14 protein-coding genes are annotated in these 13,322 nt (G+C 55.1%); 10 read left to right on the forward strand and 4 right to left on the reverse strand.

Annotation, left to right across the window (positions count from 1 at the left end; all coding sequences use genetic code 11):
- Nucleotides 1-54 precede the first annotated feature (54 nt).
- The 3 genes from G3578_RS17615 (at nucleotide 55) to G3578_RS17625 (ending at nucleotide 1,757) form a co-directional block, all read left to right on the forward strand.
- The gene (locus tag G3578_RS17615) at nucleotides 55-927 is read left to right on the forward strand and encodes a LysR family transcriptional regulator (protein WP_165214345.1); all 873 of its coding nucleotides are present in this window, start codon (nucleotides 55-57) and stop codon (nucleotides 925-927) included.
- Between the two features lie 254 nt (nucleotides 928-1,181).
- Complete coding sequence (locus G3578_RS17620) at nucleotides 1,182-1,328, forward strand: YuiA family protein (RefSeq protein WP_165214347.1); 147 nt, start codon at nucleotides 1,182-1,184, stop codon at nucleotides 1,326-1,328.
- A gap of 168 nt (nucleotides 1,329-1,496) precedes the next feature.
- On the forward strand, nucleotides 1,497-1,757 hold the full coding sequence (locus tag G3578_RS17625; RefSeq protein ID WP_165214383.1) for a YuiB family protein: 261 nt from the start codon (nucleotides 1,497-1,499) through the stop codon (nucleotides 1,755-1,757).
- Nucleotides 1,758-1,865: 108 nt separating this feature from the next.
- On the opposite strand, the gene G3578_RS17630 is transcribed toward G3578_RS17625, so the two are convergent.
- Entirely contained in the window at nucleotides 1,866-2,036 is a 171-nt protein-coding gene (locus G3578_RS17630; protein ID WP_165214349.1) for a hypothetical protein, read from the reverse strand.
- A 170-nt stretch (nucleotides 2,037-2,206) separates the two neighbouring features.
- Between G3578_RS17630 and G3578_RS17635 the strand changes: the two genes are divergently transcribed.
- Nucleotides 2,207-2,830, forward strand: a complete 624-nt coding sequence (locus G3578_RS17635; RefSeq protein WP_165214351.1) for a 3D domain-containing protein — start codon at nucleotides 2,207-2,209, stop codon at nucleotides 2,828-2,830.
- Nucleotides 2,831-2,979: 149 nt separating this feature from the next.
- On the opposite strand, the gene G3578_RS17640 is transcribed toward G3578_RS17635, so the two are convergent.
- Complete coding sequence (locus tag G3578_RS17640; RefSeq protein WP_165214353.1) at nucleotides 2,980-3,783, reverse strand: cobalamin-binding protein; 804 nt, start codon at nucleotides 3,781-3,783, stop codon at nucleotides 2,980-2,982.
- Between the two features lie 23 nt (nucleotides 3,784-3,806).
- Nucleotides 3,807-4,286, reverse strand: coding sequence for a divergent PAP2 family protein (locus G3578_RS17645; RefSeq protein ID WP_165214355.1), 480 nt, complete (start codon nucleotides 4,284-4,286; stop codon nucleotides 3,807-3,809).
- 140 nt (nucleotides 4,287-4,426) lie between these two features.
- Between G3578_RS17645 and G3578_RS17650 the strand changes: the two genes are divergently transcribed.
- The 5 genes from G3578_RS17650 (at nucleotide 4,427) to G3578_RS17670 (ending at nucleotide 9,667) form a co-directional block, all read left to right on the forward strand.
- Nucleotides 4,427-4,804 carry a DUF309 domain-containing protein gene (locus G3578_RS17650; RefSeq protein WP_165214357.1) on the forward strand — a complete coding sequence of 126 codons (378 nt, stop codon included), beginning with the start codon at nucleotides 4,427-4,429 and terminating at the stop codon, nucleotides 4,802-4,804.
- A gap of 51 nt (nucleotides 4,805-4,855) precedes the next feature.
- On the forward strand, nucleotides 4,856-5,287 hold the full coding sequence (locus G3578_RS17655; protein WP_165214359.1) for a CoA-binding protein: 432 nt from the start codon (nucleotides 4,856-4,858) through the stop codon (nucleotides 5,285-5,287).
- Nucleotides 5,288-5,426: 139 nt separating this feature from the next.
- Entirely contained in the window at nucleotides 5,427-7,214 is a 1,788-nt protein-coding gene (locus tag G3578_RS17660; RefSeq protein WP_165214361.1) for a methyl-accepting chemotaxis protein, read from the forward strand.
- Nucleotides 7,215-7,380: 166 nt separating this feature from the next.
- Nucleotides 7,381-7,977 carry a sulfite oxidase-like oxidoreductase gene (locus tag G3578_RS17665; protein WP_165214363.1) on the forward strand — a complete coding sequence of 199 codons (597 nt, stop codon included), beginning with the start codon at nucleotides 7,381-7,383 and terminating at the stop codon, nucleotides 7,975-7,977.
- Between the two features lie 361 nt (nucleotides 7,978-8,338).
- Nucleotides 8,339-9,667, forward strand: coding sequence for an MFS transporter (locus G3578_RS17670; RefSeq protein ID WP_165214365.1), 1,329 nt, complete (start codon nucleotides 8,339-8,341; stop codon nucleotides 9,665-9,667).
- 174 nt (nucleotides 9,668-9,841) lie between these two features.
- On the opposite strand, the gene fdhA is transcribed toward G3578_RS17670, so the two are convergent.
- Nucleotides 9,842-11,056 carry a formaldehyde dehydrogenase, glutathione-independent gene (gene fdhA, locus G3578_RS17675; RefSeq protein ID WP_165214367.1) on the reverse strand — a complete coding sequence of 405 codons (1,215 nt, stop codon included), beginning with the start codon at nucleotides 11,054-11,056 and terminating at the stop codon, nucleotides 9,842-9,844.
- 232 nt (nucleotides 11,057-11,288) lie between these two features.
- Between fdhA and G3578_RS17680 the strand changes: the two genes are divergently transcribed.
- A complete protein-coding gene (locus G3578_RS17680; protein ID WP_241254692.1) occupies nucleotides 11,289-13,043 on the forward strand; it encodes a sigma-54-dependent Fis family transcriptional regulator in 1,755 nt (584 codons plus the stop codon).
- The last annotated feature ends 279 nt before the right edge of the window (nucleotides 13,044-13,322 follow it).

Genomic DNA, 13,322 nt, shown 5'->3' on the forward strand with positions numbered 1-13,322 from the left:
AAATTATGGTTTATAATATCATTCATTAGCAATTTCTTATGATTGAGGTGGAACATGACGCTGACGCAGTTGCAAGTCCTGGTAGCGGTGGCGGAGGAAAAAAGTTTTACCAGAGCGGCAGTTGCGCTGGGATTTACGCAGTCGGCCGTTTCCCAGATGATCAACAATCTGGAGAAGGAATTGGGCATCTCGCTGTTTCACCGCAGCCGGGGCGGTATCTCCCCGACCCGCATCGGTGAACGGATGATTCAGCACGCGCGCGAGATTTTGCGTATCACCTCCTGCATGAGAGAGGAAGCGTCTGCTTCCCTGGGGCTGGAAGCGGGAACGCTTCGCATCGGCGCTATTCCCAGCGTGTCCGCCAAAGTGCTTCCCGGTTTGATCGGGTCGTTCCGCAAGCTGTTTCCGCAAATCGAGATTGTCTTGTTTGAGGGGGGCTACGAGGAGATTCAGAGTTGGCTTTCCGGCTCCGTAGTGGATGTGGGCTTTACCACCATGCCCGGCAAAGAACTGCACGCGTTTCCCCTGCTCCAGGATCAAATGCTGGTGTTCGTGCCGGACGATCATCCGCTGAAAGACGAACCGTTTCTCACCTTCGACCAAATCAAGGACAAATGCTTTATCATGGCTAAAGATGGCTGCTTCAAGAAGCTGCTGCAGGAACACGGGATTGTGCCGAATACGACCTTTGAGGTGAGTGACCCGGCCACGATCCTCTCCATGGTGCAGGAATGGGTCGGCGTCACCATCCTGCCCGAACTGTATGTTCCAAAGGTATTGCCAAAAGTGACGGCGATCCCCCTGCGCCCTGCCATCAGACGGGAGCTGGTGCTTGCCGTTCGTGACTGTCAGTGCGTGTCTCCGGTGGCCGCAGAGTTTATTGTCCACAGTCAAAACTACGTGAAGCGAGTGGAATCATTCCGCTGAAAATGCTTTATTGGCCGAAAGCGCTGCCGGAGCAATCCGGCAGCTTTTCTATTGAAGAAAATTGAAAGAAAACGTTCGAATCGGAAAGATATCATGGGATGATTCCGCTTTCTTGATGATTTTTCGTCCAAATTCCCCGTAATTTGCGATTTTATGAAACCGATGACCTCTGTTATAGTATCATTCATACCGTATAAAAATTCAGAAAATACGGTAAATTACAGGTTATTTCTGGCAAGGAGGGAGAGAGCAGCATGAAACATCAAGAGGTTTGTCCATACTGCCAAGGCGAGGGGTATTTCCAACTGCTTCTCGGAGGAACGGAGAACTGCCCGAATTGTGAAGGCATGGGCACTTCCCTCGTGGAGAAGGACGCGGTTTCGGCCGGGAGCAAACAGTAAGACCATGTGCCAACAAACGCATGACACCTGACATGCCGGGGAGCCTCAGGATGGCCCGCCGGCTTGTTCGTTTGGGAATGATTGACCCTCCTTCCCCTTTTCGCTACACTAAGAGAGGTGCATTTATCACGATGCCATGTTTTTCTGCTGGAGGTTTTTTCCATGAATATGAATGTGCTGCAGTTTGCCGTTTCCATCGTCCTGTTCGCCGTGCTTGGGTTCGGTATCGGCTTTATCATAAACATGGTGCTGCGCACGACGTGGCTTCCCGTCGTCATCGCGCTTGGCGTCATCGTGGGAACCCTCGTCTACAACCGGATCGTGCCCAATGTGTTCGACGTGGTCATCCTGACCTGCGGGCTGCTCGGGACGGTCGGAGGGGGATGGACGATTCACGTCCTCCGGAAAAAAGGATACCGGATGTTTTAGCAAAGGGGGGAGGTGCCGCATGGTGCCTCCCCCTGTTTGTATGACCGGAATCCGACGGCTGGATTCGCACGTTGGATTGGGTTCAGGGCCCCGCCCGGCACCCCTTCCCTATTCCTCTGCCGCCTTCAATGCGCTTTCCCACGAGGGGAAATAAAACAGGGCGTGGCGCATCAATTCAGGATCCGCTGCCTTGACCGACTTCTTGGAGAGATTGCCGCCTTGCTGGCGAAGTTGGCGGATGCGCTGCCGCACCTGTTCCGAACTTAAGGAAAGTTCCATGTCATTCATCTCCTTTTCATCAGGAATTAGTATTAGTTTGCCGTAAACAGACGCATCCCAAACACAATTTTTTCCAAATGATACCCAAATATTTCCACAAATCTAGCAAATCATGTATATCCCTCTCGCTTTCGGGACATTACTAGAAACGAGAGGAGGTTATACAAAGAATGAAGTGGAGGCTTTTGCTCAGCATCGTTGCGATGAGTATCTTGGCTCTCACCAGCTTTGGAACCTACGGCTTCTCCTACAATCTGGCAGGAACCACTGCCGAACGCATCACATTCGGCGTGCAGGAGAAGCGGGAAGGGATGAAGGTCATCAAAAAACGGGTGGTGTCCGCCAGTTCCCTGACCCGAGCAAACGATAAGGAAGAAGTTGACATAGCCCTTGCCGGATATCCGAAGGTGAGGGTCGTCGCGACCGGCTATTACGCCGGCATTGAATCGACAGGAAAAAATCCGTCCCATCCTTCCTACGGGATCACCTATTCCGGGGTAAAGGTGCGCCGCGATCAATATTCCACCATCGCTGCCGACCTGCGTGTTTTTCCGTTGGGCACCGTGCTCTACATACCGGGCTATGGATATGGGGTAGTCGCCGACAAAGGCGGCGCCATCCGCGGCAACAAGATCGACCTCTATTTCCGGACGAAGCAGGATGTGTACGATGAATGGGGGAAAAAGACGCTGGATGTTTATGTGGTCCACCGAGGGAACGGCAAGGTGACGGAGACGATGCTGAACCAGTTGAACGAAAAAGGTCTGGCTGCCATTGCCCAGCCGTTGAACTAGGCAAAAAACCGCCGACTTAAGAACAAAAGGATTTGTCACTCCGCCGACAGGGCGGTGGCAAATCCTTTTGCACTTTGAGAAGGAAGTTTAAGTTCTTTAAAGCGATAAAGCGAACGTGAAAAGGCTGGGGGCCCCCGCCGACACCAGCGTTAGCTTAAGTCGGCGGGGTAAATTGCGTGCGAAAGTTCCGGATGAATCAGCCCGATCAGCTGGGCCAATCCGTCAAGTATGCGGGGAGACGGCCGGCAGAACAATCCTTCCTCCAACAGATGCACCTGGCCCTTCTTGATGGCAGGCATCTCCCGCCACTCCGGCCGCTCCGTAATCATGGCAGGCTTGATGCGTTTCAGCTCGATGCCGCACCAGACGACGCAGATATGGTCCGGCTCGCGCTCCAGCACCATGTCGCGGGTAGCCTTGACGTTGTCGGTGGGAACATCGGCAAAGATGTTGCGGGCACCGGCGAGTTCGCTGACGTCGGTCAGCCAGTTGTCCCGCCCCGGCGTATAAATCGGATTCGGCCACCATTCCCAGTACAGCCTGGGCCGCTCGGCCACCTGCGCCGTTGCCTGGCGGAAAGCTTCCAATTTCGCGGTGAATTCCCGGGCAAGCCGCTCCGCCCGCTCTTCAAAGCCGGTAGCTCGGCCGACGAGCCGGATATCCTCGGGAATCTGGCTGAGGCGGGTGGGATTGAGCACCAGATGAGGCAGCTTCCGCTCAACCAGGGCATCCACGTTTTTTTCCATCCCCGGCACGCTCAGCGAGGCGATCACCAGATCAGGCTGCAGCGCTTCCACTTTGTCCATATCAATGCTCAAATCCGGTCCGACGCGGGGGAGATGCTGCCACTCGGGAGGCCAGTCGGAGTGGTCATCCAAGCCGACCACGCAATCCCCCAGCCCCAAGTAGTACAAAATCTCCGTATTGCTTGGGCAGATGGAAACGATGCGCATACGTTTCCCCCCTTTGCACATGCTTACTGGTAGTATTGCTGAAGCAGGATGGCGACCAATATCCCCATCCAGCCGCCGATCAGCACTTCAATCGGCTGGTGGCCAAGCAGTTCCTTCAGCTTTTTGGCCTTTTCCTGGCTGTGACGCGCCTTGAAGGTTTTCATTCCTTCGATCAGATGGTTGACCTCGTCGACCAGCTTGTTCAGGACAACCGCCTGCATGCCGGCGTGGCGGCGTACACCTGCCGCATCAAACATCACGATGATGCCGATAATCGCGGATATCGCAAAAGCACTGGTGCCGAAGCCCTCCCGGATTCCCACAGCGGTGGACAAAGCCGTCACCGCGGATGAGTGGGAGCTGGGCATTCCTCCCGTGCTGAACAGAAGCGACCATTGCCACGTGCGTGTGGCGATGTAATGAAGCGGTATCTTGATGAACTGGGCAACAGCGATGGCAACCAATGCAGCCCATAACGGGAAGTTGTTCCACAAAGCTGTCATGCTCTCTATTCGTTCCTTTCTCGGTATGCTGTAAGCCTATTGTATCAAAACGGCTGCGAAGTTTGCCGTAAAGATTTCGTTAGGAAAATCGGTCCGGCTTTCTTATAATGGAAGGAGAGAAGCCGGAGAGGGATCTGCGCATGAGCAAGAAATACCCGGATCAATATTATCTGTTTCTGCAAAAATTTAATGACGGGGAATATTACGAGTGCCACGATCTTCTGGAAGAGATCTGGATGGAGGAGAAAACCAACAAATTTCTCCAGGGCTTGCTGCAGATGGCGGTCGGGCTGTACCACTTCGAGTGCGGCAATATCAAGGGAGCCCGCTGGATGTTCGGCAACGCCCGCAAATACCTCTCCCGGTACGTGCCGGTGTGCTGGGATCTGGATGTGGAGCGGGTGATCGCCTATCTGGATGCTTGTCTGGCCGCCTTGCCGGAAGTCGATTCCATCCCCTATGAACGAGCGGCGGAGATTCCGTTTCCGAGGATGCGGCTGCAGCTGATGGAAGCGTGATCGGCGCCGCTATGTCCTATCTTACCATAAAAGATGGAAGGAGTGCTTGTCATGCCATTTCAAAATCCGAGTCCGGACAGACGACGCCAAATCCTGGAAGAGGCCAAGACCATCGCGGTGGTGGGGCTGTCCAACAAGCCGGAACGAACCAGCTACATGGTAGCGGAGGCGATGCAGCGTGCGGGGTATCGCATCATCCCGGTAAATCCGGTCATTGCCGGGGAGACGGTTCTGGGGGAGAAGGCGGTCGCTTCGCTGACCGACATCACCGAGCCGGTCGACATCGTCAATGTGTTCCGCCGCAGCGAAGAGGTTATGCCGATAGCGGAGGATGCCGTGAAAATCAAGCCAAAGGTGTTCTGGCTGCAGCAGGGCATCTACAACGAGGAGGCGGCCGAGCTGGTTGCCCGACACGGCATCGAAGCCGTGATGGATCAATGCATCAAGGTGGATCACGCCCTGTACGTATCCCGTCAACGATAACAGACGAAACCAACTGCCGCCCCGCGCGGCAGTTTTTGCTGGTTAAGGAAAATTTAATATTCTTGAACAATTGTGGCCCCTATTTCAATAGTGTAAAATAAATGAAATGATTACAATCTAACCAGCAGGGAGATTGGCGATGAAACACAGCTTGCAACTTGGTATTCGCGGAAAACTTTTGTGGATGTTTGCGCTCTTGATTATCCTTCCCTTGTCGACGCTTGGCTTGGTGAGTTACTCCAACACCCAGATCATGGAGACCATGGTGTTCATGGGGACAAAGGAGGCATTGTCGGCGCAGTCTCCCGATCTGGCCCGGCAGTTTGCCTCCTTTGAGGCAGCGCTGGAGAAGCTCGCAGCCTCTCCGGATGTTCGGATTGACAAGATCAAGCCGGGCGTCGTGTGGGACAAGTATCCCAACCTGCCTGCTGTCAACCGTCCGGAATTCAATCAATATTTTGTGGATTACTTTTCAAAAGTGGCGCACCAACACGATTTCGTGGAACACGTCTTTCTGGCGACGGATGAAGGAGCCTATTACATCGCGCCCATTGCGCCCCATGAGAATTTTTCCATCTTCAACCCGAAGGAGGAGGGCTGGTACAGGCAGGCGGTGGAAAAGAAACAAACCGTCTGGTCCTTTCCGCGGTTCGATGTCTCCTCCGGGATGAACACCATCACGGTGGCCCGTCCGGTGCTGGATGAGCAGGGGAACATGCTTGGGGTCGTCGGGTTTGATGTGAATTTGCGGGCGATGGCCATCGCCGCGCGGCAGGGGATTGCCACCAACACCTTGATGATTACGGCGGCTGCGATTCTTGTCGGCATGGCGGCCGCCTTGCTCTTTACCACCCGCCTGACCCGCCGGATCAAGCAGATGCAGGCTGGACTGGAGCAGGTGGCGGCCGGGGACTACACGGCGGAACTGAACGTCACAGGCAGGGACGAAATGGCGGAGGTCTCCGACAGTTTCAACCATATGGTCCACAGCGTCCGCGGACTCCTGGCGCAGCTGCAGAAGGCGGTTGCCCAGCTGCATGAGAGCTCGGATCAGGTTACCCACCATACCCGTTTGAACGTGCAGCAGATGGAGGAAGGGGTGCGGGCCGTAAACGAAATCGCCAACGGTGCCGCGATGCAGGCGGAGCAGATCGAGAAAAGCGTCGCGCTGGTCGGCGATGTGAAAGAGATGACGGATGTGATGACGGCCAGCATTGCCCAGATGCGCGAGGTCAGCATGCGAGCCCACGGTGCGAGCGAGACCGGTCTCGTGCAGATGCAGGAGATGGATCACACCGTCGGGGAATGCGAACGGGCGGTCACGCAGGTCGTTGGGACGATCCGCAGTCTGCAGCAGAAATCGCTGCGTGTCAGCGACATGATCGGTCTGATCAACCATATCGCCAGCCAAACCAATCTGCTTGCCCTGAATGCGGCGATTGAGGCGGCGAGAGCAGGAGAGCATGGACGGGGGTTTGCCGTCGTGGCCGATGAAGTGCGCAAGCTGGCCGAGCAATCCAGGCATTCGACCGAAGAGATCACGGCCCTCTTGCAGGACATCAGCGCGGATATCGACCTGTCGGTGGAGACGATGAACGGCATGCAGGGAGCCATCGAGCACCAGACCCATGCATTCGGCCGCGTGCAGGCACAGTTCCGGGAGATCACCGCGTTTGTGAACAAGATTCAGGCACAGACCCAGCAATTGGCTGCCTTCATGGAACAGATCGATCTGAAGCAGTCCGAGATGGTGGGCAGCATGGAAAGCATCGCCAACGTCAGCCAACAAACGGCGGCAAGCGCCGAAGAAGTGGCGGCGACCACCGATGAACGCCTGAAGTCGTTCGCGGTGCTGGAAGCGGCTGCCCAACAGCTGCGGGACGCAGCGGAGCGTCTCGATCGGGAACTGCAGAAGTTTACCGTATAGCCCCCCATCCCCCCAGCCTGACGGAAGGTTGTCGCCCAATCGGCATACGGGCAGCCGCGAACCTTACAGCGTTTTGCCGGGTTATCCAGGCTTGCACACGGAGGCGGGTTGTGGTAAGAAGGTTGTAAGCATGATGAGGTGAATACGCGGAAAGGAGCGAGACCATATGTTCTTTCAAAAGACAGGCGATAAGGCACACGATCGCGTTCCACCCAACCAGAAGGTAACGACCGGATTTCCCGTGCTGCATTACGGAGAAGTGCCACAGTACACCGATCTGGCGACCCAGTGGAACTTTCGCATTTTTGGACTGGTCGAGAAGGAAGTAACCCTTTCTTATGAGGAGATGCTGGCGCTGCCAACCACGCAGGTGACCAACGATATTCACTGCGTGACCGGTTGGAGCAAGCTGGACAACGTCTGGGAAGGCATTCCGGTGGAGGAAGTGGTGAAGCTGGCTGGCGTGAAGCCGGAGGCCAGGTATGTCCTCCTGCATGCCGAGCATGGCTGGACGGCCAACATGCCGCTGGAAGATTTCCTGAGACCGGGCAACTTGTTTGCCTTCAAGCACAACGGCGAACCCCTCACGCCCGATCACGGTTATCCGCTGCGCTTCGTGATTCCGCATCTGTACTTCTGGAAGAGCGCCAAGTGGGTGCGCGGCGTGGAATTTCTGGAAAAGGATAAGCCGGGCTTCTGGGAGAAGAACGGCTATCACATGTACGGCGACCCGTGGAAAGAACAGCGGTTCGCGTGGGATTAGGTTAAACCATTGGCATTACTGGATTTTATAGAAAAGAACGGGTATCCATTCCATGCCCAGCTGCAGGAAGGATACTCGTTCTTTTTTTATTAAATTCCGATAGAAAAAGTAGAAATTATTGTTGACAAAGACCTGGTCGATTAATAATATAAAATAAGAAATTATCACATAGTAATAAAAATTAAGAGAACGGCCGAACCTCATCTTGCCGCAATGAGGTTGGCGCAATGCAATGGAATCAATGATTTTAACTGACTGACCTGACGGCAGGAAGTCTTGTTTTCCAATCGGGAATACAAGGCTTTTTTTTATGCCGGACCATTCATGACACAGGTTAATCGAATTAGGGAGGAGAAAGCAGATGGACAGGTTAGCTAGCAATGGGGAAGTAGATTACAAGGCAGGCAAGGGGAGCGGCGGCAGAGCGGTTGCCGCCGCCTCTATCGGCAATGCGCTGGAGTGGTATGATTTCTCGGTGTATGCGTTCTTCGCTGTCTACATCTCGGAGAATTTTTTCGTCAATTCGGACAGCACGGTGCAGCTGCTGAATGCATTTCTGGTGTTCGCGCTGGGCTTCGTCGTCCGTCCTCTCGGCGCACTGGTGATGGGCGTATACGGAGACAAGGCGGGACGCAAGGCGGCGCTTACGCTGACCATCTTGACCATGGCGGCAGGCACGCTGATCATTGCGGTGGCACCTACTTATTCCGCCATCGGTGTGGCGGCGCCGCTGCTGATCGTGTTGGGCCGCATTCTGCAAGGCTTTTCTGCAGGCGGAGAGTTTGGCAGTGCCGCTGCCTTTCTGGTGGAGCACGCTCCAGAAAACAAGAAAGGCAGGTATGCTTCGTGGCTGCAGGCCAGCATGGCGATCTCCAACATCCTGGGAGCGCTCGTGGGCACGCTGGTCACGCTGCTGCTCACCCGCGAACAGGTGGGCGACTGGGGATGGCGCATTCCGTTCATTTTTGGCCTGCTGATTGCGCCGGTCGGGCTGTATCTGCGCAAGACGCTGGATGAGACGCCCCATTTTCAACAGGAAGTGGAACGCGGGCGGCAAGAGGCAGAGCAAAAGAAAACTCCGCTGCTGCAGGTGATCCGCGAACATCCGCGGGAACTGCTGATCGGCACAAGCTTATCGATCCTGTGGGTGGTCTGCGTCTACTCGTTGATCATCTTTATGCCGACCTATGTGCAGAAAACGCTCCACTTTGACAGCTCGCAGGCCTTTCTCGCCTCGCTGATCGGCAATATCTTCATGGTCGTGGGGTGCGTCTTCTCTGGAACGCTCTCCGACATTTTCGGCCGACGCCGGGTGCTTGCATTAAGCGCGCTGTTCATGCTGGTGGGAGTCTATCCCCTGTTGGGATGGGTGGAGGCGTCCCACTCCACGGTTACCCTGGTAGTGGTGCAGACGGTCTTTTGCTTGATGGTAGCGATGTTTGTCGGGGTAGCGCCCTCGGCCTTGTCCGAGATTTTCCCGACCCGCGTTCGCTCAACCGGAATGTCTCTGTCCTACAACATCGCGGTAACCATTTTCGGTGGGTTCGCACCGGCCATCTTGACCTGGCTTACCCAGAACACGGGCAACACCTTCGCTCCTGCCTGGTATGTCATGGCGGGCGCCGTCATCACCCTGGTGGCGGTTATCTTCCTGCCGCATCACCGTCGATCCCTTGCCACCACTGCATGAACCCGTTTATGGGGAAAAACATGTATGTCGTTAAGCACAAAACAAACTCCCTCGTTGCCGCGAGCGGCAGAGGGAGTTTGTCATCCGTCCGGTCGTCAAGAGAACAAGCAGGAACCCTCCCCCATGACAGGACGGAATTTGTCTGCAAACCAGAGGGAGACCTCACGCATGTCCTTATTTCACCAGGCCATGCGGATCGATGACATATTTCCGCGCAGCCCCTTTGTCAAAATCGCTGTAGGCTTGCGGGGCTTCATCCAGGGAAATTTTTGTCGCATTGACCGCTTTGGCGATCTGCACCTTGTCATTCAGGATCGCCATCATCAAATCGCGATGGTACCTCATGACCGGGGTCTGACCGGTGACAAAGGTATGGGCTTTGGCCCATCCCAGGCCGATGCGGATTTTCAATGTCCCCACCTTTGCCTCCTCGTCCACAGCCCCGGGATCACCCGTCACGTAAAGGCCAGGGATGCCGAGCCGGCCTGCGGCTCTGGTGATTTCCATGATGGAGTTGAGAACGGTAGCGGGGGCCTCGGTGTGGTCGCGGCCGTGTCCGTGTGCTTCGAATCCCACGCAGTCGATCGCGCAATCCACTTCCGGCACGCCGAGAATTTGTTCGATTTGTTCAGCGAGGTTGTCATGTTCACTCAGGTTAATGGTTTCACATCCAAAGCTTCTCGCTTGATCAAGCCGTGCGGGATTCAGATCGCCGACGATCACCACGGATGCCCCCAACAGTTGAGCAGAATGGGCAGCGGCAAGTCCCACGGGCCCAGCTCCGGCGACATAGACGGTGGAGCCGGGACGAACGCCGGCACTCACGGCACCGTGGTAGCCTGTCGGGAAAATATCCGAAAGCATGGTCAGATCCAGAATTTTTTCCATCGCCTGATCCTTGTCGGGGAACTTCAGCAGCTGAAAGTCCGCGTACGGAACCATCACATATTCCGATTGACCGCCTACCCAACCGCCCATATCGACATAGCCATAGGCAGATCCCGGACGATCCGGGTTGACATTCAGGCAGACATGGGTGTTTTGTTCCTTGCAGTTGCGGCATCTTCCGCAGGCGATGTTGAACGGTACCGACACGAGATCCCCTTTTTTGATGAATTCCACATCGCGTCCAACCTCAATCACCTCTCCGGTAATCTCGTGGCCCAGGACGAGGCCGGCCGGCGCGGTTGTCCGCCCGCGTACCATGTGCTGGTCGCTGCCGCAAATGTTGGTTGTCACCACTTTCAGGATCACGCCGTGTTCACATTTGCGGCCGACATTGAGCGGATTGACGCCCGGTCCGTCCCGCAATACCAGTTCCGGAAACGAAATGTCCTGCACCTCTACTTTCCCCGGTCCCATGTAGACGACTCCCCGGTTGCTTGCCATGACGATTCCTCCTTTGTTCATTACTGTGCAAGAGGAAGAAAGCAAAAGGCGTGCCAGTCCGGAAGGGGTTGTCATGACAGCGTTTTCAAAACGGGGCGAGGCGAACTGCTCAAATTTGTGGCAACAATTTGCGCAAAAATGGAACAAGTCGGAAGTTCGTGAAAAATTTATGAATATTCTGTGATATACTGGGGGTGCAGTCCATCCGTCGTTTGTGTTGGAGGTGATTCTCTTGTCATCTCTTACTCCTTTGGAAGAGCAGGGCATGATCCGGCGCTCGTGGAACCGGTGTTATTCGTTTGGATTCAAACCGATGGATGCCGTACCTGATGATCTGCTTACCGAGCAGCAGGTAAAAGAATTGCGGCAGGAAAATCACGATCTTCTGCATCACGTTACCCCGGTATTGGAGAAGTTGGCCCCTTTTCTCAGGAAAAGCGGACAGATCGCGCTTCTTGTCGATCCCCATGGATACGTGCTTCATACCCGAAGCGATCCCGACTTTGACATGCAGGCCAAAAAACTGCACCTGCGCGTAGGGGCGAATTGGCATGAGCAAAAGATGGGGACAAACGCGATGGGAGTCGCCTTGCAGGAGGAAAAGCCCGTCAGGATTCACGGTGAGCAGCATTTCTTTCTGCAGAACCGGTTTCTTACATGCGCCGCGTCCCCCATCTTCACCGGGACCGGCGAGCTTGCGGGCGTGATCAACATCAGTGCAAGAATGGAACATTATCATCCCTTTGTTTCCTCGCTGGTATGTTTTCTGGCGGAAGCCGTACAAAATCGGCTGCTGCTCGAACAGGCGAAGGAAGAACACCTCGTCACCCTGAAAGAGCTGGAGCACATGTCCAATCAATTTCATGCCCCGCTCTTAACCCTCGACGAAGACAACCGCATCATCCGTGCCAATCAGGCGGCACGGCGCATCCTGGGAAAGGACTGCATCGGAAAGGAATGGAAGGAGAACAAGAGGTTCGTGATCGAAACCATCGCGGACAATCGGAGAAAAAGATGGCGGTCTGTGGCGGTGGTCGCGAAGGAGTCGAAACAGCAGCCCTTGTACACATTCGACCAGATCGTGGGTTCGTGTGCCAGTATGCAAAACGTCAAGGCATTGGCGCAAAAAGTGGCGGAAACGGATCTGGCAGTTCTGCTAATCGGGGAGACCGGAACGGGGAAAGAGCTGTTTGCGCAGTCCATCCATTCGGCCAGCTCGCGGGCGGGGCACCCATTCATTGCCGTCAACTGCAGCGCCATTCCGGAAAACATCATTGAAAGCGAGCTGTTCGGATACGAAGGGGGTGCCTTCACGGGCGCAAAAGGGGAAGGCAATATCGGAAAATTCGAAGCCGCACATCAGGGCACGCTGTTTTTGGACGAGATCGGGGATATGTCCCTCCGTGCCCAGGCGGCGCTGCTCCGTGTCCTGCAGGAGAAAGTGATTACCCCGGTGGGCAGCGTGAAAAGCAAGCCGGTTGATGTTCGCATCATCGCGGCGACCAACAAGGACCTGCGGGAAGAGATTAAAGCGAATCGTTTCCGATCCGACCTGTACTACCGCTTGAAAGGAATTCAGATTACCCTTCCGCCGCTGCGCAAACGAAGCGACCTCATTGAGCTGGCGGAACACATCCTGCGGACGTTGAACGTCTCTTCGACGACGACGCTCTCCCCGGCAGCCAAAACGAAACTGCTGTCGTATGCGTGGCCGGGAAATGTACGGGAATTGTACAGTGTGCTCAACCAGGCCGCCTTCTTGGCGGAAGGAAATCAGATTGAACCCGAACATCTTCCGTTTGAATGCGAAGAAAGGACTGAGGAGCCTCCACGAAAGGTTCCGTCCCTGCCTGTTCTGGAAAAAGAGGCGATTCAGCAATCGCTGCAAATGACCCGCTGGAACATCAGCAAGGCAGCCAGAATGCTGCAGATCAGCCGCAATACGCTCTATCGCAAAATGCAGGAGTACAATCTCTTTCAACCATAACGCTTCTTTGCTTGAAAAGGATTGTGCTGCTGGGGCATCCAAATCGGTTCCTGCCAATAGGGACCGCTCAGCGTGTAGACAAAGTCCTTTTTAGCATGGGGAATGGTTCCTGCTCGCTCTCTTGACGACCCGCGAAGAAGCTGGCTTTTGTTCGCTCCGAAACGCGACGCGGGCAGGGGGCTCAACATCTGGGTGTTTCCGTATTATGAGGTCAATCAGAGTAACATCTGATTGACCTTTTTTCATGAGTAAAGGTGTAGAATGGCGGTAGCCGGGGGA

The sequence above is a fragment of the Brevibacillus sp. SYP-B805 genome, assembly GCF_011059135.1.
Classification (GTDB): domain Bacteria; phylum Bacillota; class Bacilli; order Brevibacillales; family Brevibacillaceae; genus Brevibacillus_F.

Coding starts and splice junctions, on each gene's coding strand:
- G3578_RS17645 (WP_165214355.1), bottom strand. CDS start 4,286: ATGACAGCTTTGTGGAACAACTTCCCGTTATGGGCTGCATTGGTTGCC.
- G3578_RS17665 (WP_165214363.1), top strand. CDS start 7,381: ATGTTCTTTCAAAAGACAGGCGATAAGGCACACGATCGCGTTCCACCC.
- G3578_RS17670 (WP_165214365.1), top strand. CDS start 8,339: ATGGACAGGTTAGCTAGCAATGGGGAAGTAGATTACAAGGCAGGCAAG.
- fdhA (WP_165214367.1), bottom strand. CDS start 11,056: ATGGCAAGCAACCGGGGAGTCGTCTACATGGGACCGGGGAAAGTAGAG.
- G3578_RS17655 (WP_165214359.1), top strand. CDS start 4,856: ATGCCATTTCAAAATCCGAGTCCGGACAGACGACGCCAAATCCTGGAA.
- G3578_RS17635 (WP_165214351.1), top strand. CDS start 2,207: ATGAAGTGGAGGCTTTTGCTCAGCATCGTTGCGATGAGTATCTTGGCT.
- G3578_RS17650 (WP_165214357.1), top strand. CDS start 4,427: ATGAGCAAGAAATACCCGGATCAATATTATCTGTTTCTGCAAAAATTT.
- G3578_RS17625 (WP_165214383.1), top strand. CDS start 1,497: ATGAATGTGCTGCAGTTTGCCGTTTCCATCGTCCTGTTCGCCGTGCTT.
- G3578_RS17660 (WP_165214361.1), top strand. CDS start 5,427: ATGAAACACAGCTTGCAACTTGGTATTCGCGGAAAACTTTTGTGGATG.
- G3578_RS17620 (WP_165214347.1), top strand. CDS start 1,182: ATGAAACATCAAGAGGTTTGTCCATACTGCCAAGGCGAGGGGTATTTC.
- G3578_RS17615 (WP_165214345.1), top strand. CDS start 55: ATGACGCTGACGCAGTTGCAAGTCCTGGTAGCGGTGGCGGAGGAAAAA.
- G3578_RS17630 (WP_165214349.1), bottom strand. CDS start 2,036: ATGGAACTTTCCTTAAGTTCGGAACAGGTGCGGCAGCGCATCCGCCAA.
- G3578_RS17640 (WP_165214353.1), bottom strand. CDS start 3,783: ATGCGCATCGTTTCCATCTGCCCAAGCAATACGGAGATTTTGTACTAC.